We start from the raw sequence: 24,260 nt of genomic DNA, 5'->3' as shown, positions 1-24,260 counted from the left end.
TATATATTTGAAAAATGTGTATAAATCTGTGGATAATGTGGAAAAGTGCTAAAACATCCTAAAAAGTGCGAAATAAGCAAACAATTTGCGACATAGAGCGATATTTTGTGCAATATAATGATAAAAAATGAGAAATGTATATGTATGGATGACAAAATAAGTCCTGAACTTAAACTTGCCATGGATGCGGATGGTTACATGCCGTACAGTAGTCTTTATCTTGGATATAACGCATCCGATGATTCGTGGATGCTGATAATCAGACATTCCGGTGACATAGATGATCTTGAGGGAGATATTCTGAATAGCTGCGTTTATCTGCTCGGGGGATATGCCATAGTGAACGTGTATTCCTACAATATAAAAAGGCTTCAGGAGGAGCCGAGGGTACTTTATATCGATAAAGCTCAATATTACAGTTATGGTGCGGGTGTCGCCTATGACAGATACGTATCCTGCATAACGGAAAATTTCATGTCGAAGTATGGGCTCACAGGCGAAGGCGTATGTATCGGAATTATAGATAGCGGCGTGAATATCCTCAACCGGGAATTTGCAGATGACGCCGGCTCCAGGATAGTCATGTATTGGAACCAGAATACAGATTATGAAAGGACTTACCCAAACCGCTATGGTCTTGGACGGATATATGATCAAAGTGAGATCGGGCAAATGTATGAGGACAGGCGGCTGCCCGGTGTCATGGGAGAGCAGCACGGCACGGAGGTTGCATCTGTGGCCGCCGGGAGCAATATAGGAGTGGCGGGAAAAGCCCGGATCATTGTCGTTGAACAGTCGCTTGAACGCGCGCTGCCGGACACGATAGGTATAATGATGGGGATAGATCTGCTTGTGAGATACAGCATGGAGACTGGAACTCCGGTAGTGATAAATCTTTCATATGGAAATAACTTTGGAGCCCATGATGGCACGTCGACACTTGAGCTGTTTGTTAATTCTGTGGCCCAGATGGCTAAGGTGTGTGTTGTCACGGGTTCAGGAAATGACGGTGGAAGACAACTGCATACCAGCGGTATGCTTGGAAATGTAAGCTATGCGAGTATTGACATTGCGGTGGCGGCCGGTGTGAAAAACTTTGGCCTGCAGATATGGAAAAACTATATCGACAGCTTCGATGTGCTCGTCTATTCGCCGTCCTACGACCTTGTGGCGTATCTCACGGAGGGACAGATAGTATCCGGGGCGTATTATGGGAGCACGGAGGTGCTTGGGATATTCCAGGGGCCTTCACCTTACAATGTCAAGCAGCTCATATATGTATTTTTCCAGTCTGAGCCCGGGGATATAGAGCAGGGAATATGGCATGTGAGGATTGCACCGAAGAGCATTGCAAATGGGATATTCAATGCGTATCTACCCGGTGACAGTTATGTGACGGGGCAGGTTGCATTTGAGAATCCTTCGGTGTATGGAACCCTCACGATCCCGGGTACGGCATCAAATATAATAACGGTGGCTGCCTATGATCAGGTAAATGCATCCATAACGGGATTTTCTGGCAGGGGTTTTACGTCGGATAATGCCATAAAACCGGATATTGCAGCTCCGGGTGTCGGAGTGACTGTCAGCTATGGTGAGTATGGATACGGAAATGCCGATGGCACATCGCTGGCGGCGGCATTTGTGTCTGGCTGTGCGGCACTTATCATGGAATGGGGGATAGTCCTGGGGAACGATCCATATATGTACGGAGAGAGGGTTAAGGCTCAGCTTATAAGGGGAGCAAAGCCTCTCGGTTCACTGGGCAGTTACCCGAACAGATATACAGGCTGGGGGACCGTGTGTATGGAAAACAGCTTCAAAGGATTAATTGTATGAAAGATTTGCAAAAAGATGTGGTTTTATGTCAAGTAATTGTGTATAATTTAATTCGTACGTGTTTTTGCAAGTATAAAAGAAAAAAACGGGGTATTTCACACATGGTAGGATTTTATAATTATACAGTTATTTTGACATATATGAGCCTGGTGTCATCTATCACAGGCATGTTCTTTACATTTACCGGACACCTTAGCATAGGAATATTGTGTCTTGCACTTTCCGGTCTGTTTGATGCATTTGACGGAAAAGTCGCAAGGAGCAAGAAGGATAGGACTATGGATGAGAAGAGATTTGGTATCCAGATAGATTCTCTCTGTGACCTGGTGAGTTTTGGAGTTTTTCCTGTTGTATTGTGCTGGTATTCAGGAATGAACACGCCGTTTGGAATGGTTATTCTTGCACTGTACTGTCTGGCTGGAATGATAAGACTTGCATACTATAACGTGCTCGAGGAGAAGAAGAACAATGACGATGATGATGCTGAGGTCATAGAGCAGCCGGATGGAAGAAAGTATTTCCATGGAATGCCGATCACCGCAATATCGGTGGGGCTTCCTATAATATACGTTACGTCACCTTTGCTTGGGTCCTCTTTCCCAATTCTGCTTCATGGAATCATGATACTTGCAATGATACTTTTCATAACAGATTTCAGATTCCCTAAGCCAACCACAAGGGAACTTATGGTGATAATTGTCATTGTGGCAGTTGCCGTAGTTTGGCTTATGATAAGATACATGGTCAGACGTCATATCATAACTATTCCTTATTTTATATCCCTTCTATTATAAGTGTATAGGAGCTATGGAAAATAAAAGATATAGAAGTAATTTGGCTATACCGGATATACAGAAGCGATGAAGGATGATGTATAAGATATGATAAAGAACAAATATGCAATATACAAAAGATCAAAACATAATGAGGGTGTATCGACACAGGACAGAGTCCTGCGCCTGTTATATGGCAACAGAGCGGGACGTATGGTGCTGGGATGGCTGATCAGACCAGAGGTGTCAAAGCTTGTGGGAAGATTCATGGACACTGGATTATCCAGAATCATGATCAATCCATTCATTAAGAAAAATGATATTGATATATCTGTGTGTCAGAAGAATGAGTTTGACTCATATAACGATTTCTTCAAGAGAAAGCTGGTGCCGGGAGCAAGGACCATAGATATGACCGATGAAGGTTTTGTGAGTCCATGTGACAGCAGGCTTACGGTATATGATATAGAAGACACAGAACGACAGACTTTCAATATAAAGGATTCAGAGTACACGGTGGCATCCCTCCTCAGGGACAAAAAGCTTGCGAGGCACTACAGAGGTGGAAAATTGTGGCTGTTCAGACTGTGTGTCGATGATTATCACAGATACATATATAACGTGTCTGGAAAGCAGTCTGATGTCAGACGTATAGAAGGCTTATATCACACAGTTAACCCTATAGCCAGTGAATATTACGACATTTACAAAGAAAATACCAGAGAGTATTGTCTTATAAGGACGCAGGATGCGGGAACCATCATTGATATGGAGGTTGGAGCACTTCTGGTTGGTCGTATAGTTAACAGGTATGTGGATTCCACGGATGTCAGAAGAGGAGAGGAAAAGGGCTATTTTGAGTTTGGTGGCTCAACAATCATTCTTCTCATCCAGAAGGACAAAGTCGCTCCTTTAGACAGAATAGTTGAGAATTCTAGAAAAGATATTGAGACCAGAGTCAGACAGGGCGAGCTGGTTGGATATGTACGTTAAGAGCAATATTATATATTCCATATAAAACAGGAACAGCGTATAGCTTGCTATGGAGCTATACGCTGTTCCTGTTTTGTTGTTTATCCAGTCTGTGTCAGAACTTATATTCTATATTATTCATTTATAGAATTCACATGCCTCTTGATGGCCTCAAAAGTCTCCTGGCTTATAACGTGTTCGATCTTGCAGGCATCCTCGGCTGCGGTCTCTTTTGCAACGCCGAGACTTGTGAACCATGAAGACAGAAGCTGGTGCCTCTCATATATCATCTCTGCAATTTTTTTACCGGCTGTTGTGAGAGTTATGTATCCTGAGTCGCTTACTTCTATATAACACATCTCCCTGAGATTCTTCATAGCAACGCTTACACTTGATTTCTTATAGCCAGTCTCGTTGGCAACATCAACGCTTCGGACGACCGGAAGCTTCTGGCTGAGGACGAGAATGGTTTCAAGATAATTCTCTACTGATTCATTCGTGGTCAACATTATTATATATCCCCCTTATATTTAACATTATAAATGTATCTGTATCAATGTAGCAATTATAAATAATATATCATAAATGAATTTTTTATTCAATTTGATAATTGAAATACGAATTTCGACAAATAGGCACTTTTTGTCAATAAAAGAGCCGTGTTTTGTTCAATTAGTCCAAAATGATTAATATTATTGACATCTAATTAATGTTAGTATATACTAACCACGATATGAAAATCAGTGGTTTAAGTTGCTAGTTAAGGAGGTGCAATTATGCCATTAACATTTGCAAAACCGGGAGAAGCCAATGTGATCAAAAAGGTTGGCGGGAGAGAGAAAACACGATTGTTTCTTGAAAAACTGGGCTTTGTTGAAGGTAGTGTTGTAACTGTCGTGGCAGAGAATGCAGGTAATCTTATCGTTAATATCAAAGATTCCCGTGTTGCCATTGATAAAGATATGGCCAGCAAGATACTTGTATAGGTGTGATTATATGTATCTGACTGACGACAAAAGTATGTAAAAGGAGTAAGATCATGAGCACATTAAAAGATGTCAAGGTTGGCAGTACTGTCACTGTCAAGAAGATTGCAGGCGAGGGTCCTGTAAAGAGACGTATCATGGACATGGGCATCACAAAGGGTGTACAGGTTTATGTTCGTAAGGTTGCCCCTCTCGGTGATCCTGTAGAGGTTACTGTAAGAGGCTATGAGTTATCAATACGTAAAGCTGATGCTGAGATCATAGAGGTAGAGTAACAGCTTATTTTTTTGTTCATACGTTAGTATATGCTAACATATGATAGAAAAGGCTAATATGAAGTACGCAGACGCCGTGCGTAAGCACCTTTAAATGCGTCTGCACAATACAATAGGAAAGAGGGTAAACAATGTCAGTAAAGATTGCACTTGCAGGAAATCCTAACTGCGGTAAAACAACATTATTCAATGCTTTAACTGGCGCTAACCAGTACGTAGGTAACTGGCCAGGTGTTACAGTTGAGAAGAAAGAGGGTAAGCTTAAGGGTAACAAGGATGTTATCATAACTGACCTTCCTGGTATCTATTCACTTTCTCCATACACTCTTGAGGAAGTTGTTGCCAGAAATTATCTTATTCAGGAATATCCTGATGCCATCATCAACATTATCGATGGTACTAACATAGAGAGAAACCTTTATCTCTCAACACAGCTTATTGAGCTCGGAATCCCTGTTGTCATGGCTGTCAACATGATGGATCTTGTAAAGAAGAACGGTGATTCCATCAACATCAAGAACCTGAAGGAAGCTCTTGGATGTGAGGTCGTTGAGATCTCAGCTCTCAAGGGTACAGGTATCGATGAGGTTAAAGAGAAAGCTATCGCTGCAGCAAAGTCAAAGTCAGCAAATGCAAGAGTCCACAGCTTTGATGAGGCTGTTGAGACTGCAATCGAGAGCGTAAGCACTAAGCTTGACATGGAGGAGAACAGAAAGAGATTCTTCGCGATCAAGCTCATCGAGAAGGATAGCAAGATCATAGAGCAGATGAAGAATGCTCCAGACTGCTCAGCAGAGATCAAGAAGCTTGAGGATGACTTCGATGATGACACAGAGAGTATCATCACAAGTGAGAGATATTCATATATTTCATCGATCATTGACAAGTGTGTAAAGAAGGCTGCTAAGGGGCAGAAGCTTACAGTATCAGATAAGATCGACCGTGTTGTAACAAACCGTATCCTTGCACTTCCTATATTCGTGCTCATCATGTGGCTCGTATATTATATAGCAATGTCAACAGTAGGTGCATGGTGCACAGACTGGACAAATGATAACCTGTTCGGCGATGGTTTCCATCTCTTCGGAATTGGAAGCTCAGCTTATGAAGATGCATCAGGTGACTATGATGCAGCAACAACAGCACTCGATGCATATGGCGTACTCGTAACAGATGACGAGGATGCAGTTGATGTAGATGCCACAAAGGCAGCTATCGAGGCAAATACAAACACAGAGGCAAGCGTTAAGTATGAGATGGAAGATGAGGAGACACTCGATACATACGATATCGATGTTTACTACTCAGAGGTTCCTGCAAATGCTAATAAAAAGACAACAAACGCAATGTCATATCTTGATGCAGTTGATTACTTCAACGAGACACAGATGGCAGAGATTGATCCTGCTGATTATGGCGTATTTGTTCCTTCAATCCCAGATCTCATCTCTGCAGGACTTGACAAGATTGGATGTGCAGACTGGTTACATGGACTTATCATCGATGGTATTGTAGCCGGTGTTGGTGCTGTACTTGGTTTCGTACCTCAGATGCTCGTACTGTTCATCTTACTTGCAATCCTTGAGTACTGTGGATATATGGCACGTATCGCCTTCATCATGGATCGTATCTTCAGAAAGTTCGGTCTCTCAGGAAAGTCATTCATACCTATCCTTGTAGGTACAGGTTGTGGTGTGCCAGGTATCATGGCTTCACGTACAATTGAGAATGAGAAAGACCGTCGTATGACAGTCATGACAACAACATTTATACCATGTGGTGCTAAGGTTCCATTTATCGCCATGATCGCCGGTGCTATATTCGGTGGTTCATCAATAGTTGCAACAAGTGCTTACTTCATCGGTATTGCAGCAATTATATGTTCTGGTATAATACTTAAAAAGACAAAGATGTTCGCCGGAGATCCATCACCATTCGTTATGGAGCTTCCACCTTATCATATCCCAACAGTAGGTTCTGTACTCAGAAGCATGTGGGAGCGTGGTTGGTCATTCATCAAGAAGGCTGGTACAATAATCACACTTTCAACAATCGCTGTATGGTTCACAACATACTTTGGATTTGTTGATGGTTCATTCCAGATGCTTGATGAGAGCCAGATCGATTACAGTATCCTTGCAAAGATCGGTAATGCGATAGCATGGATCTTCGTTCCACAGGGCTGGGGCAACTGGCAGGCAACTGTAGCATCTATCACAGGTCTTGTTGCCAAGGAGAACATCGTTGGTACAATGGGTATCCTCTACGGTGGTGGAGACGGTACAGTTTACCAGGCACTTGCAGGCGCATTCACAACAGCAAGCGGATTCTCATTCCTTGTATTCAACCTTCTCTGCGCACCATGTTTCGCAGCTATGGGTGCTATCAAGAGAGAGATGAACAGTGCTAAGTGGTTTTGGTTCGCAATCGGATATCAGTGTGGATTTGCTTACCTTGTAGCACTTGTTGTATACAGAATCGCAGGTCTCTTCACAGGAGCTTGTACATTCGGTGTATGGTCAGTAGTAGCAATTGCACTTGTTGTTCTGTTCTTCTTCATGCTGTTCCGTCCGGATCCAAACAAGAAGGTAAAGACAAGCAAGGAGTTCCTCAACGCTTAATATAAGATATAGAGGAAAATATATAAAAGGAGTGGTGACTTATGTCAGAGTATCTTGGTACAATCATTGTGGCAGCCATAATCGTTCTGATGGTGTTCTTCATTGTCAGAGGTATGGTGAAGGATAGAAAAAAGGGCAAACACATATGTGGTGGCGACTGTTCGAGCTGCCATGGCGGATGCAGTCACAAGCTCTAAATAAAATAATAGTTGTAGTAATATATATGGGGTGCGCTGTAAGTTATGACAACGCACCTTTTTATGTGAGATAACACTTGAAATAACAAAAGATTTACTATATTATAAAAACATGTTGGTACACGACTGGCGGAGACAGCCGATGGCTGGTAGGAATTACCTACAGGGAGTGTACTGTTAAGACAAGCCGACCGCCTGGGCAAGCAAATATATCAAGACATGTATTTGTGTGCGCAGGTGGTTGGCTTTCTTTTTTAGGATTCTTTGCAGCATAACATCAGCTCACAGGTACGAGAAAACACATGGAGGTACAACAGAAAATGGAAATGTTATCACTTGAGAAGGAACTTAGCGAAAATGCATATCCAGGACGCGGAATCGTTATCGGTGTGTCCGAGGATGGTAAGAAGGCAGTGACAGCTTATTTCATCATGGGAAGAAGCTCAAACAGCCGTAACAGAGTATTTGTGACAGAGGGCGAAGGAATCAGAACAGAGGCGTTTGATCCATCAAAGCTTGAGGATCCAAGCCTTATCATCTATGCACCTGTAAGAGTTCTTGGCAACAAGACTATAGTTACAAATGGCGATCAGACAGACACTATATATGACGGACTTGACGATGAGCTCACATTTGAGCAGTCACTCAGAAGCAGACAGTTTGAGCCTGACGGCCCTAACTACACACCTAGAATCTCAGGTGTCATGCACATAAAGAATGGCGTGTTCGACTATTCAATGTCAATACTTAAGAGCAACAACGGCAACCCTGCTGCAAATAACAGATACACATTCTCATACGAGAACCCTGTAGCCGGTGAGGGACATTTCATTCACACATATATGCATGATGGTAATCCGCTCCCAAGCTTTGAGGGTGAGCCAAAGTGGGTTAAGATATCCGGTGATATCGATGAGTTCACAGACAAGGTATGGAACAGCCTCAATGAGGACAACAAGGTGTCACTGTTCGTCAGATATATTGACATCGCAACAGGTGAGTACGAGACAAAGATCGTGAACAAGAATAAGTAATTAAAGAATAAAGGAGATATTTGATCATGAACGAGATTCAGTTAAAGTACGGTTGTAATCCAAATCAGAAGCCATCAAGAATATATATGGAGGATGGCAGTGATCTTCCTGTCAAGGTTTTAAACGGCAAGCCTGGATACATCAACTTCCTTGATGCATTTAACGGATGGCAGCTCGTAAAGGAACTCAAGGCGGCAACAGGACTTCCAGCAGCAACATCATTCAAGCATGTTTCACCAGCAGGCGCTGCAGTTGGACTTCCACTTACAGATACACTTGCAAAGATCTATTGGGTAGATGATCTCGGAGAGCTCTCACCACTTGCATGCGCATATGCAAGAGCAAGAGGTGCTGACAGAATGTCATCATTTGGCGATTTCATCGCACTTTCAGATGTATGTGACGCAGACACAGCACGCCTTATCAAGAGAGAGGTATCAGATGGTGTTATCGCTCCTGGATACACAGATGAGGCTATGGAACTTCTTCTTGCAAAGAAGAAGGGAAATTACAACATCATCCAGATAGATGAGAACTATGTTCCTGCTGAGATCGAGAGAAAGCAGGTATACGGTGTTACATTTGAGCAGGGAAGAAACGAGCTCAAGATCGACAAGGATCTTCTGTCAAACTTTGTTACAAAGAACAAGGATCTTCCAGAGCAGGCTGAGATCGATATGAAGATCGCGCTCATCACACTCAAGTATACACAGTCCAACTCAGTATGCTATGTAAAGGGCGGACAGGCTATAGGTATCGGAGCCGGACAGCAGTCAAGAATCCACTGTACAAGACTTGCAGGACAGAAGGCAGACAACTGGTTCCTTCGTCAGTCACCACAGGTTATGGGACTTCAGTTTGTTGACGGACTTGGAAGAGCCGACAGAGACAATGCCATCGACGTATACATGGGTGATGAGTATGAGGACGTTCTTAAGGAAGGCGAGTGGCAGAAGAGATTCAAGGTTAAGCCTGAGGTGTTCACAGCAGAGCAGAAGAAGGCATGGCTTGCGCAGAACACAGATGTTGTCCTTGGATCAGATGCATTCTTCCCATTCTCAGACAATATAGAGAGAGCTCACAAGAGCGGTGTCAAGTACATTGCACAGCCTGGCGGATCAGTTCGTGACGATCTTGTTATCGAGTGTGCTGACAAGTACGATATGGTCATGGTATTTACAGGAATCAGATTATTCCATCACTAATCTGCTAGGCCTGTCGGTGTCAGATATTGTATTTATAGAAGAATTGAGGGCGGTTTTGCTGATGAAAATCAGCAAAGCCGCTTTTTTACTTTATATTATTGTTGGATTGTGCTAATATAAAATGATGTATAAACTGCGGTAGCTATGCCGTGTAATAAAAATACTGTGATTCAAAGGAGATAACATATGTCTAGACGTAAACGCAGCATATTTAAAGAGAGAAGAAAGATCAACTATAAACTTATTTTTGCATTGGTGATACTTGCATGTGTGGCTGTATTGCTGATCTCTTACGCCATATCGGCAATAGTGTCACAGAAGGATGAACTTTACGATCAGGGCGTAAAATATTACAAGTCAGGTTCGTATCAGGAGGCAATAGATTCATTTGACAATGCCTTGGCAGAGAATCAGTTGTTCTCAAAGAAAAAGGATCAGAATATAAAGCTGTATCTGGCTGATGCGTATCTCAAGAGCGCGCAGTACACAGAGGCCGCAAATACATACAACGAATTGATACAGGATTCATTTACCGGTTCTAATGTAAAAGATTTGAAGGAGCTGGCAACTGCACTCAGTGATTTCTCACAGGGAAATTATGGCGGGGCTCTCGATGTGCTTCTGAAGCAGGCGGAGACATATCCGGAGCTTTATATGTACATAGGAACATGCTACGCAGTTACTGATGAATCCGATAAGATGTTTGAGAGCTATGAAAAATATGTCCAGACATTTGGATTCAACTCGTATGTATATGCCATGTACGGTTCATATTATCTGAATAACGGTGATATGGAGTCAGCGATCGCATATATTACAAATGGACTTGACAGTGGAGACAAGATATACAGAAAAGAGCTCCTGATGCTTGAGATAACATATTATGAGAAGAACGAGGATTACGATAAGGCTTATGAGATAGCGGGACAGCTTGTGTCTGAGTATCCGGATTATGAGAAAGGACAGAAGGAGTATACATTCCTGAGCACAAGAGTGTCACAGTAGTATTTGTATTGGGAGGAGTTATTTTATATGGAGATTCAGCTTTGGAAGGAGATACTGTCTCCTTACGAGCAGGCGGTTGATGAGCTTCTCGTGAAGTTCAACCACATAATAATGCAGTACAAGAGTATGGGAAAATACTCACCTATAGAGAGTGTGACCGGAAGGGTGAAAACGGTCTCCAGTATTATCGATAAGCTTCAGAAGAAGAATATTCCTATGGACCGGATCGTTGAGGAGATGGATGACATAGCCGGAATCAGGATCATGTGCCAGTTCACCGAGGATATCAGCAAGGTGGTTGAGATCATACGTGGCAGACAGGACATGAGGATACGCGAGGAGAAGGATTATATAGCAAATGCCAAGGCCAGCGGCTATCAGAGCTATCACATCATACTTGATTACGATGTATATACGGTAAATGGATGCACCACCATACAGGCGGAGATCCAGATAAGGACAATGGCGATGAACTTTTGGGCAACCATAGAACATTCATTGCAGTACAAGTACAGGAAGGGAATTCCAGAGGATATAAGGGCGAAGCTCAAGAACGCTGCGGATGCCACCGTTGCACTTGACAGGGAGATGTCTTATGTCCGCGGAGAGATCATGGATGCACAGAATTCGTTCAATATCAAGGCGAATATAGTTTCGGAGATCATTGTGAATATCCAGAATCTGTACAAGGTGGGAAATCCAAGAGAGATCCAGAAGATTCAGGATGAGTTTTATTCTATATATAAGAAGGATGATATGGAGCTGCTTGAGAATTTTGCAAAGCAGCTTGACATAATAGCTGAGGGTTACAAGGCCCAGAGCGTAAGATAAAGGAGTTTGTTATGGCTTTACCAAAGGCGTTTGACGAGAGGATCAGAATACAGCTTGGCGATGAATACGAGGATTATATAAAGTGTTTTGACAGTGATATGTATCATGGAATCAGGGTGAATACATCCAAGATATCCGTGGAGGACTTTCTGAAGATAAGTCCTTTCGAGCTGGAGCCTGTGCCGTGGACTAAGAATGGTTTTTACTATGATCACAGGAAGTATACGCCGTCCAAGCATCCATACTATTATGCGGGGCTCTATTATATACAGGAGCCAAGTGCCATGACACCTGCCAGCGTTCTGGATATAGAGGATGGAGATGTGGTACTAGATATATGCGCGGCACCGGGAGGCAAATCCACCGAGCTTGCGGCGAAGCTTAATGGCACGGGAATACTTATATCCAATGATATAAGCAACTCGAGAGCCAAGGCGCTTCTGAAGAACCTGGAACTTTTCGGAATAGGAAACATGTGTGTGGTAAGTGAACCTCCAAATAATCTGTCAAAGGCATTTGAGGGTACATTCGATAAGATACTTATAGATGCACCGTGTTCCGGAGAGGGCATGTTCAGAAAATCTTCATCGATGATGACTGCATGGGAGAACAACGGAACTGAACTTTTTGCCGGACTGCAGAGAGGAATATTAAATGAAGCGTGCAAGATGCTGAAACCGGGCGGAAAGCTGCTTTATTCCACATGTACATTTTCCCCCGAGGAGGATGAGAGGTCGGTGGAGTATCTGCTGTCGATAGATGACAGTATGCATCTTGTGGATTTTCCTAAATATGAGAAATTTGATGACGGCAATCCGGCCTGGGGAGAGACCGGCAATCCTGAGCTTGTGAAGTGTTCAAGACTGTGGCCTCATCACGTGAAGGGCGAAGGTCATTTCATAGCTCTGTTTGAAAAGGATCAGGATGACTCATATAGAGGAAACTTAACATACTCGTTCAAGTCATACAGGCCGGATGAGGATTTCATCGCATTTATAAAGCATGTATCTGAGTCTGCGGGTATAAAGACAGACAGGATAGAGGAAAATAAGGGAAGACTTTATTATATATCAGAGGGAATGCCTGATGTTAAGGGACTCAGGCTTTTGAGGCATGGACTGTTCCTCGGTGAGGTCAAGAAGAACAGATTTGAACCGAGTCAGTCACTTGCGATGTATCTCAAGTCAGATCAGTTTGACAATGTTGTGAGTTTTTCGGCGGATGACATAAGGGTCATAAAGTATTTAAAGGGAGAGACCGTCGAGCTGGAAGATGATCAGGATATAGAGAATGGGTATGTGCTTGTCTGCGTGGATGGATATCCGCTCGGGTGGGCCAAGAACAACAGAGGAGTATTAAAAAACAAATATTTATCGGGATGGAGGATGATGTCATGAGAAAGGTAGCTATAATCACAGGAGCATCTTCAGGGATTGGAAGAGAATTTGCAATTCAGATAGCACAGAAATACAGAACTGTCGACGAGATATGGCTTATCGCCAGAAGAAAGGACAGGCTTGCAGAGGTAAAGGCTGAGATAAATGCAGTCAGCGGAAAGCTTGTCAGGATACTTGCGCTTGACCTCACAAAGGAAGCAGATATCAAATTCTACAGAAATCTTCTCGAGAGACAGGATCCGTCAATAAGAGTCCTGGTCAATGCGGCCGGATATGGAATAGCGGGACATTTTGAGAATATGACAGTGGACGATGTCACGGGAATGCTTGACCTCAACTGCAAGGCGCTGGCAGCCATAACTCATATTTCATTGCCATATATGGCAGACCCATCAAATATAATCAATCTTGCTTCGTCAGCGGCGTTCCTGCCTCAGCCATCATTTGCAATATATGCGGCATCAAAGTCGATGGTTTTAAGCTTTTCAAGGGCACTTAACAGAGAGCTTGCAGGCAGGGGAATCACAGTTACGGCTGTATGTCCGGGACCTGTCAAGACAGAGTTCTTTGACGTTGCCCAGAAGTATACCAAGTCAAAGCCTTACAAGATGGTGCTCAGAGCAAATCCTGTCAAGGTCGTAAAAAGAGCATTATTTGACGCATATTACATGAGTGATATATCAGTTTATTCACCGCTCATGAAGGCGTTCAGACTTGTGAGCAAATACCTGCCTCACAATTTGCTGATCAGATTTATGAAGTAGATATATGGGCTGCAGGCGGACATAGCTCTACAGCCAGACCAGAGATAAATGGAGGATGATATGGAAAAAGGACAACACGGATACATGAACAGGCATAAGAGAAATGTTCTTATAAGTATCATTGTACTTGGATTGTTTGTTATAGCCGGAGTATTCTTTACTGTGGCTATGTTTGACACAAGAAAGACTGTATTTATAGTCATACCGATACTCGTCGCCCTGCCGCTCGCAAAACAGCTTGTGGCATACATAATGTGTGCGGGGTTCAAGGAACTCACGAAGAATGAGTACGCTAAAATTGAGAAGTTATCATACTTTGGGGATCCGTCACTTGTATATGATGTGTCGATAAGCAGGTACGAGGGAATATTGTATTTCCCTGCTGCGGTCATAAGAGATGGCAGAATGTTGTTTTACTACAATGGTGGATATGGCAAAAAGATACCTGATGAGGCAGCGCTCAAGAAGATCATTACAGAGGCTCTGGCAGACCAGAAAAAATATGTTGTGATCATAGCCACAGACATTGATGGTTTTGTGGCAAAGGCCGAGAAGATCAAAGCACCTTCAGATGAATTTGTCGGTGCCGATGAGAAGATCAGAAACAGATTATATGAGCTGGGAATATAGAAAAAAATGAGAGAGATAGTTATTTCAAAGAACGAAGCCGGCCAGAGGCTTAACAAGCTGGTCATGAAGTACCTTAACAAGGCTCCTTCAAGCTTCGTCTACAGGATGATAAGAAAGAAAAACATAAAACTTAATAATGGCAAGGCGGTTGGAAATGAGATCGTGTATGTTGGGGATGTGATACAGCTCTATCTGTCGGATGAGACCATAGAATCATTCAGGGATGACAGCGTGAGAGCCGGTGCTTCCACAGGTGGAAACAGGTTTAAACCGGAGATCATATATCACGACCACAACATACTTATAGTCAATAAACCGGCGGGTGTATTGTCACAGAAGGCATCGAAGGACGATTACTCGATCAATGAGAGTGTCATCGATTATCTGCTTGACAATGAGTATATAACTGAGACTCAGCTCAGAACCTTCAAGCCATCTATATGCAACAGGCTGGACAGGAATACCTCCGGCCTTGTTCTGTGTGGTGTGTCACTTATGGGAAGCCAGGAGCTGTCGAGGATCATAAGGGAGAGACGCATAGACAAATATTACTACACCATAGTCAAGGGTAATATGGCGGAGACGCAGGATATTACGGCATATCTCGTGAAGGATGATAAGAAGAACACTGTGACAATACGTGACAGCGTGGAGGAGATACGCAGGGCTGCCGGGGACTTGGGCTATGATAAGATCCATACCATATTCCAGCCGGTCAGAACAAATGGAAAATATACAGAGCTTAAGGTAAAGCTCATAACGGGTAAGACCCACCAGATAAGGGCACAGCTCCAGCACATGGGGTATCCGGTGGTCGGTGACCAGAAGTATGGTGACAGGGAGACAAACATATATTTTAGACAGACATACAAGCTTAGAAACCAGATTCTGCACTGCGGCGAGGTGGAGTTTACCGATGTTGTCGGTGGACTGGACTATCTGACGGGCAAGAGCTTCTCAGCATTCAAGCCTGATATGTATAAAAGAATAGAAAAGGATTTGTTTGAATAGATGGCTACATGGAATTCGCGAGGACTTCGTGGCTCCACACTGGAGGATATGATAAACCACACAAATGAATATTACAGACAGAAGAACCTTGCGCTGGTCCAGAAGATCCCGACACCTATCACGCCGATAAAGATTGACAAGGACAGCAGCCAGATCACTCTGGCGTATTTCGAGAAGGATTCAACCGTCGACTATATAGGTGTTGTCCAGGGAGTTCCGGTATGTTTCGATGCGAAGGAATGTGCCACTGACACATTTACAATGCGCAACATTCATGAGCATCAGATAAGGTTCATGGAGGATTTCGAGAGACAGAACGGTGTAAGCTTCCTTATCATAATGTTCTCGGGACGAAATGAACTGTATTATATGAGATTCGAGGAGCTTAAGGGATATCTTGAGAGAGTCCAGAATGGGCATGCCAACAACTTCAAGTACAATGAACTTGATCCCAATTTCTTTATAAGAGCCAATGGTGGTGCATTGGTACATTATCTTGAACCTCTAAGCAGGGATCTTGATGATAGAGGTTGACAAATACAATGCGCTTTAATATAATGTGCACGTTGACGTGCTACCAAAGTAGCAAATTATCACTTTAATGTGATGAATTAAAATGAAGAACGTGAAGCATGGCAAAGTTTAATTGACAAGGAGATATGATTATGCAGGACAAACTGTTACAGACCCCGGATGGAGTGAGGGACACCTACGATGTAGAATGTAAGAAGAAGAGAAAGGTTATGCATGAACTCCACCATATTCTGGAGTTATACAGCTATCATGATATAGAGACACCTACATTCGAGTTTTTTGATATATTTAACAGAGACAAGGGCTCAGCACCTTCCAATGAGATGTACAAGTTCTTTGACAGGGACAACAATACTCTGGTGCTCAGACCTGATATAACACCTTCGATAGCAAGATGTGTTGCAAAGTATTATGCCGATGAGGAGCTTCCGGTCAGACTCTGCTATACGGGTAACACATATACCAATACACTTAAGCTTCAGGGTAAGCTTAAGGAAGTTACACAGATCGGTGCCGAGCTTGTAAATGATGATTCATCCGCTGCTGACGCTGAGATAATCGCAACTGTGATAGACTGCTTCAACGAGATCGGGATCAGTGATTTCCAGATCGAGATAGGCCAGATCGACTACTTCAAGGGGCTTGTGGCTGAGTCGGGAATCAGTGAGGACGAGGAGAATCAGATAAAGGAGTATATCCACATCAAGAACTTCTTCGGACTTGAGGAATATGTGGATGCGCTTGATATAAGTGAATCTCTTAAGAAAGCATTTGTTGCATTTGACTCTCTGTTCGGCGGAATATCCATGCTTGACAAGGCAGAGGGATATGTGTCAAATGAGACATCACTTGAAGCTGTGAAGAGACTCAGAAGAGTATATGCAGCTCTTGAGTGCTATGGATATCAGGATCACATAAGCTTTGATCTCGGTATGCTTGACGGATACAACTACTATACAGGAATCATATTCCGCGGATATACTTACGGAACCGGTGACGCTGTTGTCAAGGGCGGCCGTTACAATAACCTCCTTAAACAGTTTGGAAAGGATGCACCGTCTATCGGTTTTGCCTTCACTGTTGAGGAGCTCATAATGGCCATGAACAGACAGAATATAGACATAGATGTGGATTATTCCAATACGATCATCCTCTATGATATAGAGAATCAGGGCAAGGCGATCAAGGCCGGCATGAAGCTCAGAAGTGAGGGACGGAAGATAGAACTCATAAGAAAGTCACAGAAGAAATCTGTTGACGACTATATTGAGTATGCGGGAAGAGAACATTTCTCAGGCCTTATATATTTTGAGCAGTCAGGCGATGCGGTGGCATACGATCTGATAAGCCGATCACACTCCAAGTGGGATGGCAATTTATAGAAGAAACTTTTACGGCTTGATTGAGAATAGATTGAATTAGATGAAAGGTTATGGAGAGATGAGATATTTAACATTTGCCCTTGCTAAGGGGCGACTTGCAAAAAAGACACTTGCGCTGCTTGAACAGATAGGTATAACATGTGAGGAGATGAAGGATCCCGACACAAGAAAGCTTATATTTGTGAACGAGGAGCTTAAGATGAAGTTCTTCCTGTCAAAGGCCACAGATGTTCCTACTTATGTAGAATATGGTGCGGCCGATATAGGCGTTGTAGGTAAGGACACAATACTTGAGGAGGGAAGAAACCTGTATGAGGTCATGGATCTCGGTTTCGGAAAGTGCCGCATGTGTGTATGCGGACCGGCATCTGCCAGAGAGCTTCTCAAGAAGAATGAGATAATAAGAGTTGCAAGTAAGTATCCGGTGATCGCAAAGGATTACTTCAACAACCGTAAGCACCAGACAGTTGAGATAATCAAGCTCAATGGTTCAGTGGAGCTCGCTCCTATAGTTGGACTTTCAGAGGTGATCGTAGATATAGTTGAGACAGGAAGCACACTCAGGGAGAATGGACTTGAGGTGCTTGAGGAAGTTTGTCCACTCTCAGCCCGCATGGTTGTGAACCAGGTAAGTCTCAAGATGGAGAATGAGAGGATACACAAGCTGTTGGAAGATCTCAACAGACTTATAAAGGAAGAGAACAAGTAACATATATAGATAATATAACAAATTGATAATCACACGGAGGCATAACAGAGATGAGAATCGTAAAGCTTAATGCAGAGACAAAGAAGGATCTTCTGAAGAATCTTCTAAAGAGAAGTCCAAGTAATTTCGGTAATTATGCAGAGACTGTACAGGGAATAGTTGACGATGTGAGGGATAACGGTGATGCCGCACTCTTCTCATACACAAAGAAGTTCGACAAGGCAGAAATAACAGCAGATAACGTGAAGGTTACACAGGAGGAGATAGACTACGCATATACACAGGTCAGCCCTGAGCTCCTGGACGTTATCAGAAAAGCCAAGAAGAACATTTGGGAGTACCATGAGAAGCAGAAGCAGTATAGCTGGTTTGACTCCAAGCCAAATGGAACTCTTCTCGGACAGAAGGTTACAGCACTTGCATCTGTAGGTGTCTATGTTCCGGGTGGAAAGGCTGTTTACCCTTCATCAGTTCTGATGAATGTTATGCCGGCAAAGGTTGCAGGCGTTGAGAAGATAGTCATGACAACTCCATGTAATGCTGAGGGTGAGGTGTACGCCACAACACTCGTTGCAGCAAAGGAAGCAGGAGTGGATGAGATATACAAGGCAGGCGGCGCGCAGGCCATAGCTGCCCTTGCATACGGAACAGAGTCAGTACCTAAGGTTGACAAGATAGTTGGTCCTGGAAACATATTTGTCGCTCTTGCAAAGCGTGCCGTATACGGACATGTCAGCATAGATTCCATAGCCGGCCCATCAGAGGTAATGGTACTTGCCGATGAGACTGCCAATTCTAGATACGTGGCTGCAGATCTGCTGTCACAGGCAGAGCATGACGAGATGGCATCAGCCATACTTGTGACCACATCAGAGGAGCTTGCCGAGAAGGTATCAGTTCAGGTTGACAAGTTCATCGATGAGCTTTCAAGAAAAGAGATAATGAGAAAGTCTATAGACAATTACGGGTATATTCTTCTTGCAGACAACATGAGCGATGCCATAGATGCTGTCAACGACATTGCATCAGAGCATCTCGAGATCGTCACAGCCAATCCATTTGACGTGATGACAAGAGTGAAGAATGCTGGAGCTATATTTATCGGAGAATACTCATCAGAGCCTCTTGGAGATTACTTTGCAGGCCCTAACCATGTACTTCCAACAAACGGTACAGCAAAGTTCTTCTCACCGCTTTCAGTAGACGATTTCATCAAGAAATCCAGCATAATCTACTATTCAAGAGAGGCACTTGAGGCAGTTCACACTGACATTGAAGCATTTGCCAAAGCTGAGCAGCTCACAGCACATGCCAATTCAATAGCAGTAAGATTTGAAAAATAAGACATAATGATATAGAATATGGGAAGGAGACAGGAATATGGCAGAGAAAGCAGCTAGAATCGCCAAATGTACAAGAACGACAAACGAGACAGACATAACCCTCGAGTTTAATATAGATGGAAAAGGACAGTCAAAGATCGACACAGGAATCGGTTTCTTTGACCACATGCTCACAAGTTTTGCGAAGCATGGTTTCTTTGATCTCAACGTTACAGTCAAGGGAGATCTGTATGTGGATTGTCACCACACCATTGAGGATGTGGGAATTGTGCTGGGCAAGGCCATCAAGGAGGCTCTTGGAGACAAGAAGGCCATCAAGAGATTTGGCAATTTCTTCCTGCCGATGGACGAGACTCTCGTAATGTGTGCCATAGATCTGTCGGGAAGACCATATCTTGTCTATGATCTGAACCTCCGCACAGAGAGGGTTGGATACTTCGACACACAGATGGTCAAGGAATTCTTCTATGCAGTATCATACGCTGCTGAGATGAATCTCAATATTAAGCAGTTCTCAGGGGAGAACGATCACCACATCATAGAGGCCGCATTCAAGGCATTTGCGAAGGCTCTTGATGAGGCGACAACTTATGACAGAAGATTAAACGGAAAGGTGCTTTCTACAAAGGGCACACTTTAAGGAGGTGCTGGTTCACTATGGATAATGATATGATCTGCAAAAAGATAATTCCATGTCTGGATCTGAACAATGCGGTCGAGATGGCAAAATATTACAATGATGCCGGAGCTGATGAGATAGCTTATTTTGACAGCAAGGCAACAAAAGATGGCAGAGAACCCAATGTTGCCATTATAAGACAGATATGTGACAGTGTTGATATTCCACTTATTGCCTGTGGCGGTGTGAGGGAGCTTGAAGATGTCAAGAAGCTTCTGTATGCAGGTGCATCCAAGGTATGTATGAAATCTGCGGCACTGAACACGCCGGAGCTTGTCACTGAGGCTTCTGACAGATTTGGTTCAGAGCGAATAATCTGTACTATAGATCTGAGTGAGTGTGATGATCCTGTCGGATATGCCAGAAAACTGAAGGCGCTTGGAGCGGGAGAACTTCTGCTGCTTCACAACAACATGGTGCCGGAATATTTGGATATAGTAAAATCCATAAGAGAAAATGTTGCACTTCCTGTTATAGTTTCTACATATTCCACTAACGGGGAAGCTGTGGCAGAGATGCTCAATGAGACAAATGCTGAATCAATTTCTCTGTACAATCTCCAGAAGATGGATATAATGGAGATTAAACAGCGTTGCCGTGAGGCAAATATAGATGTGGATCTGTTTGAATCGTCCATGCCTTTTGAGGCGTTCAAACTCAATTCGGATGGACTTATTCCATGTGTTACACAGCACTATAAGACCGGTGAAGTGCTCATGGTCGCTTATATGAACAAGGAGTCGTATGAGAAGACCATCAGAACAGGACGCATGACATACTGGAGCCGCAGCCGCAATGAGCTGTGGACCAAGGGTGATACATCCGGTCATTATCAGTTTGTCAAATCTCTTACGATAGACTGTGACAAGGACACCATACTTGCCAAGGTGTCACAAATAGGAGCTGCGTGTCATACAGGCAGCCGTACTTGTTTCTTTACAGATCTGGTGAGAAAGGAGTACAATGATACCAATCCTATGAAGGTATTCGAGGAGGTATACAATACCATACGCGACAGAAAGGATCAGCCAGGAGATGATTCTTATACCAATTATCTGTTCGGCAAGGGTATTGACAAGATCCTGAAGAAGGTCGGTGAGGGAGCTACGGAGATAGTCATAGCTGCCAAGAATCCTGATTCAGAGGATATAAAATATGAAATATCTGACTTCCTTTATCATCTCATGTGTCTGATGGTAGAGAGAGGAATCAGCTGGAAAGATATTACAGAAGAACTGGCTGACAGAAGATAGAGTGGAGGATATTAGACAATGCAAAATTATGGCGTGAACGAACTGAGAAAAATGTTCCTGGAATTCATGGAGAGCAAGGGTCATCTTAGAATGAAGAGCTTTTCACTTATTCCACACAATGACAACAGCTTACTGCTGATCAATTCAGGTATGGCACCACTTAAGCCTTACTTTACAGGTCAGGAGGTACCACCTAGAAGACGTGTGACAACATGTCAGAAGTGTATCAGAACAGGAGATATCGAGAATGTAGGTAAGACAGCCCGTCATGGTACATTCTTTGAGATGCTGGGTAATTTCTCATTTGGCGATTATTTCAAGCATGAGGCTATATCATGGACATGGGAGTTCCTCACAGAGGTTGTAGGACTTGACAAGAACAGACTCTATCCATCGGTTTACCAGGATGACGATGAGGCATTTGATATATGGAATAAGGAGATCGGTGTCGATGCTGACCGTATATTCAGATTCGGCAAGGAGGACAACTTCTGGGAGCACGGAGCTGGTCCTTGTGGTCCTTGTTCAGAGGTTTACTATGACAGAGGCGAGAAGTATGGCTGCGGTAAGCCTGGCTGTACTGTAGGCTGTGACTGTGACAGATACATGGAGGTTTGGAACAATGTATTTACACAGTTCAACAATGACGGACACAACAACTACACAGAGCTTGAGCAGAAGAACATAGATACAGGTATGGGTCTTGAGAGACTCGCAGTTATTGTTCAGGATGTTGATTCTATATTTGATGTTGATACGATCAAGGCTCTCCGCGACAAGGTATGTGAGATGGCAGGCGTGGAATATGAGACAGATCATGAGAAGGATGTATCGATCAGACTTATAACTGATCATATCCGTTCAGTTACATTCATGACATCAGATGGTATCGTTCCATCGAACGAGGGCCGTGGTTATGTTCTTAGACGTCTTCTCAGACGTGCTGCAAGACACGGAAGACTTCTCGGCATCAATGGCAAGTTTCTGTCAGAGCTTGCAAAGACAGTTATCGAGGTGTCAGAGGATGCATATCCTGAACTCAGTGAGAAGAAGGAATATATCTTCAATAAGATAGACAAGGAAGAGGAGAGCTTCAATAAGACCATAGATACAGGTCTTGCAATCCTCAAGGATTATATAGACGAGACTAAGGCTGCAGGTGAGAAGGTTCTCTCAGGTGACAAGGCATTCAAGCTCTATGACACCTATGGATTCCCTCTTGATCTCACAAAGGAGATCCTCGAGGAGGAGGGGATCGAGGTTGATGAGGACAGATTCACCGAGTGCATGAATATCCAGAAGGAGACTGCAAGAAAGGCCAGAAAGACCACAACATACATGGGTGCAGACGCAACCGTATATGAGCAGCTTCCTGTTGACATGACATCTGAGTTTGTCGGATATGACAAGCTGACATACAAGTCAACTATATCAGCCATCACAACAGAGGTTGGTGAGGGTGATGATAAGAAGTCAGTTCTTGCAGATACTGTATCTGAGGGAGCACAGGCTTCAGTTATAGTTCCTGAGACACCTTTCTACGCTACCATGGGTGGTCAGATCGGTGATAAGGGAATCATCAAGACAGAGAACGGTACATTCGTTGTTGAGGATACTGTCAAGGTTGTAGGCGGCAAGATCGCACATATCGGTTATGTTGAGTCAGGCGAACTCAATGTTGGTGATGAGGCAGAACTCACAGTTGATGCTGAGAACAGAGCACTCATATGTAACAACCATTCCGCAACACATCTTCTTCAGAGAGCACTCAAGATGGTTCTCGGAGATCATATAGAGCAGGCAGGTTCACTCGTTGAGCCGGGAAGACTGAGATTCGACTTTTCACATGATCAGGCGATGACTAAGGAAGAGATCAAGAAGGTTGAGGATATTGTAAATGAGCAGATCCAGCTCGATATACCTGTATGCACGGATGTAATGTCTGTAGATGAGGCTAAGAAGACCGGAGCCATGGCTCTGTTTGGTGAGAAGTATGGTGAGAAGGTCCGTGTGGTATCAATGGGAGACTTCTCAAAGGAGCTCTGTGGTGGTACACATGTTGCCAGCACAGGAGCCATAAAGACATTCAAGATCATATCAGAGGCCGGTGTGGCCGCAGGTACAAGACGTATCGAGGCACTTACATCTGTCGGAGCACTTGATTACTACAGAAATGTAGAGCAGGAGCTCATGGATGCTGCAAAGGCAGCTAAGACTGATATCCATGGTGTGGCATCAAGAATAGAACAGCTTCTTGCAGAGGTTAAGGAGCTTACGAATGAGAATAAGAAGCTCAAGGATAAGATGGCAAAGGAGGCAGCTGGAGACGTTCTTTCAAGTGCTATAGACAAGGACGGAATCAAGATCCTCACAGCGGCTATCCCAGATACAGATATGAATTCACTGAGAAACCTCGGAGATGACTTCAAGAGCAAGCTTGGTGACAGCGTTGTTGTTCTTGCATCTGCAAAGGATGGCAAGGTAAATCTCATTGCCATGGCTACAGACGGCGCAGTTGCTAAGGGAGCCCATGCCGGTAATATCATCAAGGCTGTGGCTGGCCTTGTAGGTGGTGGCGGCGGTGGTCGTCCTAACATGGCTCAGGCCGGTGGAAAGAATCCTGATGGAATCGAGGCAGCTCTTGCCCAGGCGGTTACAGAGGCTCAGAATCAGATAGCTTAAGGTTTCGTGACAGATATTTTATTAATTTGTCATTTTCCTGTTGACGATTAGGAATTTTATGTATATAATACATTTTGTGCTTAAAAATACCCAATCAGTTGTTATTTGGTAGCATAATTTTACAACTGGAGGGAGGTC

23 protein-coding genes and 1 riboswitch are annotated in these 24,260 nt (G+C 43.6%); of the genes, 22 read left to right on the top strand and 1 reads right to left on the bottom strand.

What is annotated here, in order from left to right; translation table 11 throughout:
- The first annotated feature begins 144 nt into the window (after positions 1-144).
- From DW159_RS03780 to DW159_RS03770, 3 genes are all read left to right on the top strand, one after another.
- The gene (locus DW159_RS03780; protein ID WP_158547577.1) at positions 145-1,839 is read left to right on the top strand and encodes a S8 family peptidase; all 1,695 of its coding nucleotides are present in this window, start codon (positions 145-147) and stop codon (positions 1,837-1,839) included.
- A gap of 101 nt (positions 1,840-1,940) precedes the next feature.
- Positions 1,941-2,633: a CDP-alcohol phosphatidyltransferase family protein gene (locus tag DW159_RS03775; RefSeq protein ID WP_117548989.1), complete on the top strand. Its 693-nt coding sequence runs from the start codon at positions 1,941-1,943 to the stop codon at positions 2,631-2,633.
- Positions 2,634-2,720: 87 nt separating this feature from the next.
- Positions 2,721-3,605: a phosphatidylserine decarboxylase gene (locus DW159_RS03770; RefSeq protein ID WP_117548988.1), complete on the top strand. Its 885-nt coding sequence runs from the start codon at positions 2,721-2,723 to the stop codon at positions 3,603-3,605.
- Positions 3,606-3,718: 113 nt separating this feature from the next.
- Here DW159_RS03770 and DW159_RS03765 read toward each other — a convergent pair whose 3' ends face one another.
- A complete protein-coding gene (locus tag DW159_RS03765; RefSeq protein WP_173794552.1) occupies positions 3,719-4,093 on the bottom strand; it encodes a metal-dependent transcriptional regulator in 375 nt (124 codons plus the stop codon).
- A gap of 267 nt (positions 4,094-4,360) precedes the next feature.
- Here DW159_RS03765 and DW159_RS03760 point away from each other — a divergent pair, with 267 nt between their 5' ends.
- From DW159_RS03760 to alaS, 19 genes are all read left to right on the top strand, one after another.
- Complete coding sequence (locus DW159_RS03760) at positions 4,361-4,570, top strand: FeoA family protein (RefSeq protein WP_004851067.1); 210 nt, start codon at positions 4,361-4,363, stop codon at positions 4,568-4,570.
- A gap of 53 nt (positions 4,571-4,623) precedes the next feature.
- Entirely contained in the window at positions 4,624-4,845 is a 222-nt protein-coding gene (locus DW159_RS03755; RefSeq protein ID WP_022216503.1) for a FeoA family protein, read from the top strand.
- 131 nt (positions 4,846-4,976) lie between these two features.
- Positions 4,977-7,466: a ferrous iron transporter B gene (gene feoB, locus DW159_RS03750; protein WP_117548987.1), complete on the top strand. Its 2,490-nt coding sequence runs from the start codon at positions 4,977-4,979 to the stop codon at positions 7,464-7,466.
- A gap of 41 nt (positions 7,467-7,507) precedes the next feature.
- Entirely contained in the window at positions 7,508-7,663 is a 156-nt protein-coding gene (locus DW159_RS03745) for a FeoB-associated Cys-rich membrane protein (RefSeq protein WP_004851061.1), read from the top strand.
- 112 nt (positions 7,664-7,775) lie between these two features.
- Positions 7,776-7,871, top strand: a riboswitch (ZMP/ZTP riboswitch).
- Between the two features lie 112 nt (positions 7,872-7,983).
- Positions 7,984-8,697 (top strand): IMP cyclohydrolase, encoded by a 714-nt coding sequence (locus DW159_RS03740; RefSeq protein ID WP_022216500.1) that lies wholly within the window; start codon positions 7,984-7,986, stop codon positions 8,695-8,697.
- 26 nt (positions 8,698-8,723) lie between these two features.
- The gene (locus DW159_RS03735; protein ID WP_015534899.1) at positions 8,724-9,902 is read left to right on the top strand and encodes a phosphoribosylaminoimidazolecarboxamide formyltransferase; all 1,179 of its coding nucleotides are present in this window, start codon (positions 8,724-8,726) and stop codon (positions 9,900-9,902) included.
- Between the two features lie 186 nt (positions 9,903-10,088).
- Complete coding sequence (locus DW159_RS03730; protein ID WP_015534900.1) at positions 10,089-10,907, top strand: tetratricopeptide repeat protein; 819 nt, start codon at positions 10,089-10,091, stop codon at positions 10,905-10,907.
- Between the two features lie 27 nt (positions 10,908-10,934).
- Positions 10,935-11,738: a GTP pyrophosphokinase gene (locus tag DW159_RS03725; RefSeq protein ID WP_022216499.1), complete on the top strand. Its 804-nt coding sequence runs from the start codon at positions 10,935-10,937 to the stop codon at positions 11,736-11,738.
- 11 nt (positions 11,739-11,749) lie between these two features.
- Complete coding sequence (locus DW159_RS03720; protein ID WP_117548986.1) at positions 11,750-13,135, top strand: RsmF rRNA methyltransferase first C-terminal domain-containing protein; 1,386 nt, start codon at positions 11,750-11,752, stop codon at positions 13,133-13,135.
- Complete coding sequence (locus DW159_RS03715; RefSeq protein WP_242992608.1) at positions 13,132-13,899, top strand: SDR family NAD(P)-dependent oxidoreductase; 768 nt, start codon at positions 13,132-13,134, stop codon at positions 13,897-13,899. The genes DW159_RS03720 and DW159_RS03715 overlap by 4 nt, the downstream gene beginning before the upstream one ends.
- Positions 13,900-13,959: 60 nt before the next feature.
- A complete protein-coding gene (locus tag DW159_RS03710) occupies positions 13,960-14,529 on the top strand; it encodes a hypothetical protein (RefSeq protein WP_117548984.1) in 570 nt (189 codons plus the stop codon).
- A 6-nt stretch (positions 14,530-14,535) separates the two neighbouring features.
- Entirely contained in the window at positions 14,536-15,540 is a 1,005-nt protein-coding gene (locus DW159_RS03705) for an RluA family pseudouridine synthase (protein ID WP_117548983.1), read from the top strand.
- Positions 15,541-16,074, top strand: coding sequence for a Holliday junction resolvase RecU (locus DW159_RS03700; protein WP_117548982.1), 534 nt, complete (start codon positions 15,541-15,543; stop codon positions 16,072-16,074).
- Positions 16,075-16,205: 131 nt separating this feature from the next.
- Positions 16,206-17,456, top strand: a complete 1,251-nt coding sequence (gene hisZ / locus DW159_RS03695; protein WP_117548981.1) for an ATP phosphoribosyltransferase regulatory subunit — start codon at positions 16,206-16,208, stop codon at positions 17,454-17,456.
- A 58-nt stretch (positions 17,457-17,514) separates the two neighbouring features.
- Positions 17,515-18,165 (top strand): ATP phosphoribosyltransferase, encoded by a 651-nt coding sequence (gene hisG, locus DW159_RS03690; protein ID WP_055144488.1) that lies wholly within the window; start codon positions 17,515-17,517, stop codon positions 18,163-18,165.
- A 50-nt stretch (positions 18,166-18,215) separates the two neighbouring features.
- Positions 18,216-19,508, top strand: coding sequence for a histidinol dehydrogenase (gene hisD, locus DW159_RS03685; RefSeq protein WP_117548980.1), 1,293 nt, complete (start codon positions 18,216-18,218; stop codon positions 19,506-19,508).
- 37 nt (positions 19,509-19,545) lie between these two features.
- On the top strand, positions 19,546-20,148 hold the full coding sequence (gene hisB, locus DW159_RS03680; protein ID WP_015534907.1) for an imidazoleglycerol-phosphate dehydratase HisB: 603 nt from the start codon (positions 19,546-19,548) through the stop codon (positions 20,146-20,148).
- Positions 20,149-20,165: 17 nt separating this feature from the next.
- Positions 20,166-21,440 carry a bifunctional phosphoribosyl-AMP cyclohydrolase/phosphoribosyl-ATP diphosphatase HisIE gene (gene hisIE / locus DW159_RS03675; protein ID WP_117548979.1) on the top strand — a complete coding sequence of 425 codons (1,275 nt, stop codon included), beginning with the start codon at positions 20,166-20,168 and terminating at the stop codon, positions 21,438-21,440.
- Between the two features lie 18 nt (positions 21,441-21,458).
- Positions 21,459-24,122 carry an alanine--tRNA ligase gene (gene alaS, locus DW159_RS03670; protein WP_117548978.1) on the top strand — a complete coding sequence of 888 codons (2,664 nt, stop codon included), beginning with the start codon at positions 21,459-21,461 and terminating at the stop codon, positions 24,120-24,122.
- Positions 24,123-24,260 lie beyond the last annotated feature (138 nt).

It is taken from the genome of Coprococcus sp. AM14-16 (assembly GCF_003434675.1).
GTDB lineage: Bacteria > Bacillota > Clostridia > Lachnospirales > Lachnospiraceae > Coprococcus > Coprococcus aceti.
This window is presented reverse-complemented; position numbering and strand designations above follow the sequence as displayed.

Coding starts and splice junctions, on each gene's coding strand:
- hisB (WP_015534907.1), top strand. CDS start 19,546: ATGGCAGAGAAAGCAGCTAGAATCGCCAAATGTACAAGAACGACAAAC.
- DW159_RS03780 (WP_158547577.1), top strand. CDS start 145: ATGGATGACAAAATAAGTCCTGAACTTAAACTTGCCATGGATGCGGAT.
- hisD (WP_117548980.1), top strand. CDS start 18,216: ATGAGAATCGTAAAGCTTAATGCAGAGACAAAGAAGGATCTTCTGAAG.
- DW159_RS03710 (WP_117548984.1), top strand. CDS start 13,960: ATGGAAAAAGGACAACACGGATACATGAACAGGCATAAGAGAAATGTT.
- DW159_RS03760 (WP_004851067.1), top strand. CDS start 4,361: ATGCCATTAACATTTGCAAAACCGGGAGAAGCCAATGTGATCAAAAAG.
- DW159_RS03755 (WP_022216503.1), top strand. CDS start 4,624: ATGAGCACATTAAAAGATGTCAAGGTTGGCAGTACTGTCACTGTCAAG.
- feoB (WP_117548987.1), top strand. CDS start 4,977: ATGTCAGTAAAGATTGCACTTGCAGGAAATCCTAACTGCGGTAAAACA.
- DW159_RS03775 (WP_117548989.1), top strand. CDS start 1,941: ATGGTAGGATTTTATAATTATACAGTTATTTTGACATATATGAGCCTG.
- DW159_RS03705 (WP_117548983.1), top strand. CDS start 14,536: ATGAGAGAGATAGTTATTTCAAAGAACGAAGCCGGCCAGAGGCTTAAC.
- DW159_RS03765 (WP_173794552.1), bottom strand. CDS start 4,093: ATGTTGACCACGAATGAATCAGTAGAGAATTATCTTGAAACCATTCTC.
- DW159_RS03715 (WP_242992608.1), top strand. CDS start 13,132: ATGAGAAAGGTAGCTATAATCACAGGAGCATCTTCAGGGATTGGAAGA.
- hisG (WP_055144488.1), top strand. CDS start 17,515: ATGAGATATTTAACATTTGCCCTTGCTAAGGGGCGACTTGCAAAAAAG.
- DW159_RS03745 (WP_004851061.1), top strand. CDS start 7,508: ATGTCAGAGTATCTTGGTACAATCATTGTGGCAGCCATAATCGTTCTG.
- DW159_RS03735 (WP_015534899.1), top strand. CDS start 8,724: ATGAACGAGATTCAGTTAAAGTACGGTTGTAATCCAAATCAGAAGCCA.
- alaS (WP_117548978.1), top strand. CDS start 21,459: ATGCAAAATTATGGCGTGAACGAACTGAGAAAAATGTTCCTGGAATTC.
- DW159_RS03700 (WP_117548982.1), top strand. CDS start 15,541: ATGGCTACATGGAATTCGCGAGGACTTCGTGGCTCCACACTGGAGGAT.
- DW159_RS03725 (WP_022216499.1), top strand. CDS start 10,935: ATGGAGATTCAGCTTTGGAAGGAGATACTGTCTCCTTACGAGCAGGCG.
- hisIE (WP_117548979.1), top strand. CDS start 20,166: ATGGATAATGATATGATCTGCAAAAAGATAATTCCATGTCTGGATCTG.
- hisZ (WP_117548981.1), top strand. CDS start 16,206: ATGCAGGACAAACTGTTACAGACCCCGGATGGAGTGAGGGACACCTAC.
- DW159_RS03720 (WP_117548986.1), top strand. CDS start 11,750: ATGGCTTTACCAAAGGCGTTTGACGAGAGGATCAGAATACAGCTTGGC.
- DW159_RS03770 (WP_117548988.1), top strand. CDS start 2,721: ATGATAAAGAACAAATATGCAATATACAAAAGATCAAAACATAATGAG.
- DW159_RS03740 (WP_022216500.1), top strand. CDS start 7,984: ATGGAAATGTTATCACTTGAGAAGGAACTTAGCGAAAATGCATATCCA.
- DW159_RS03730 (WP_015534900.1), top strand. CDS start 10,089: ATGTCTAGACGTAAACGCAGCATATTTAAAGAGAGAAGAAAGATCAAC.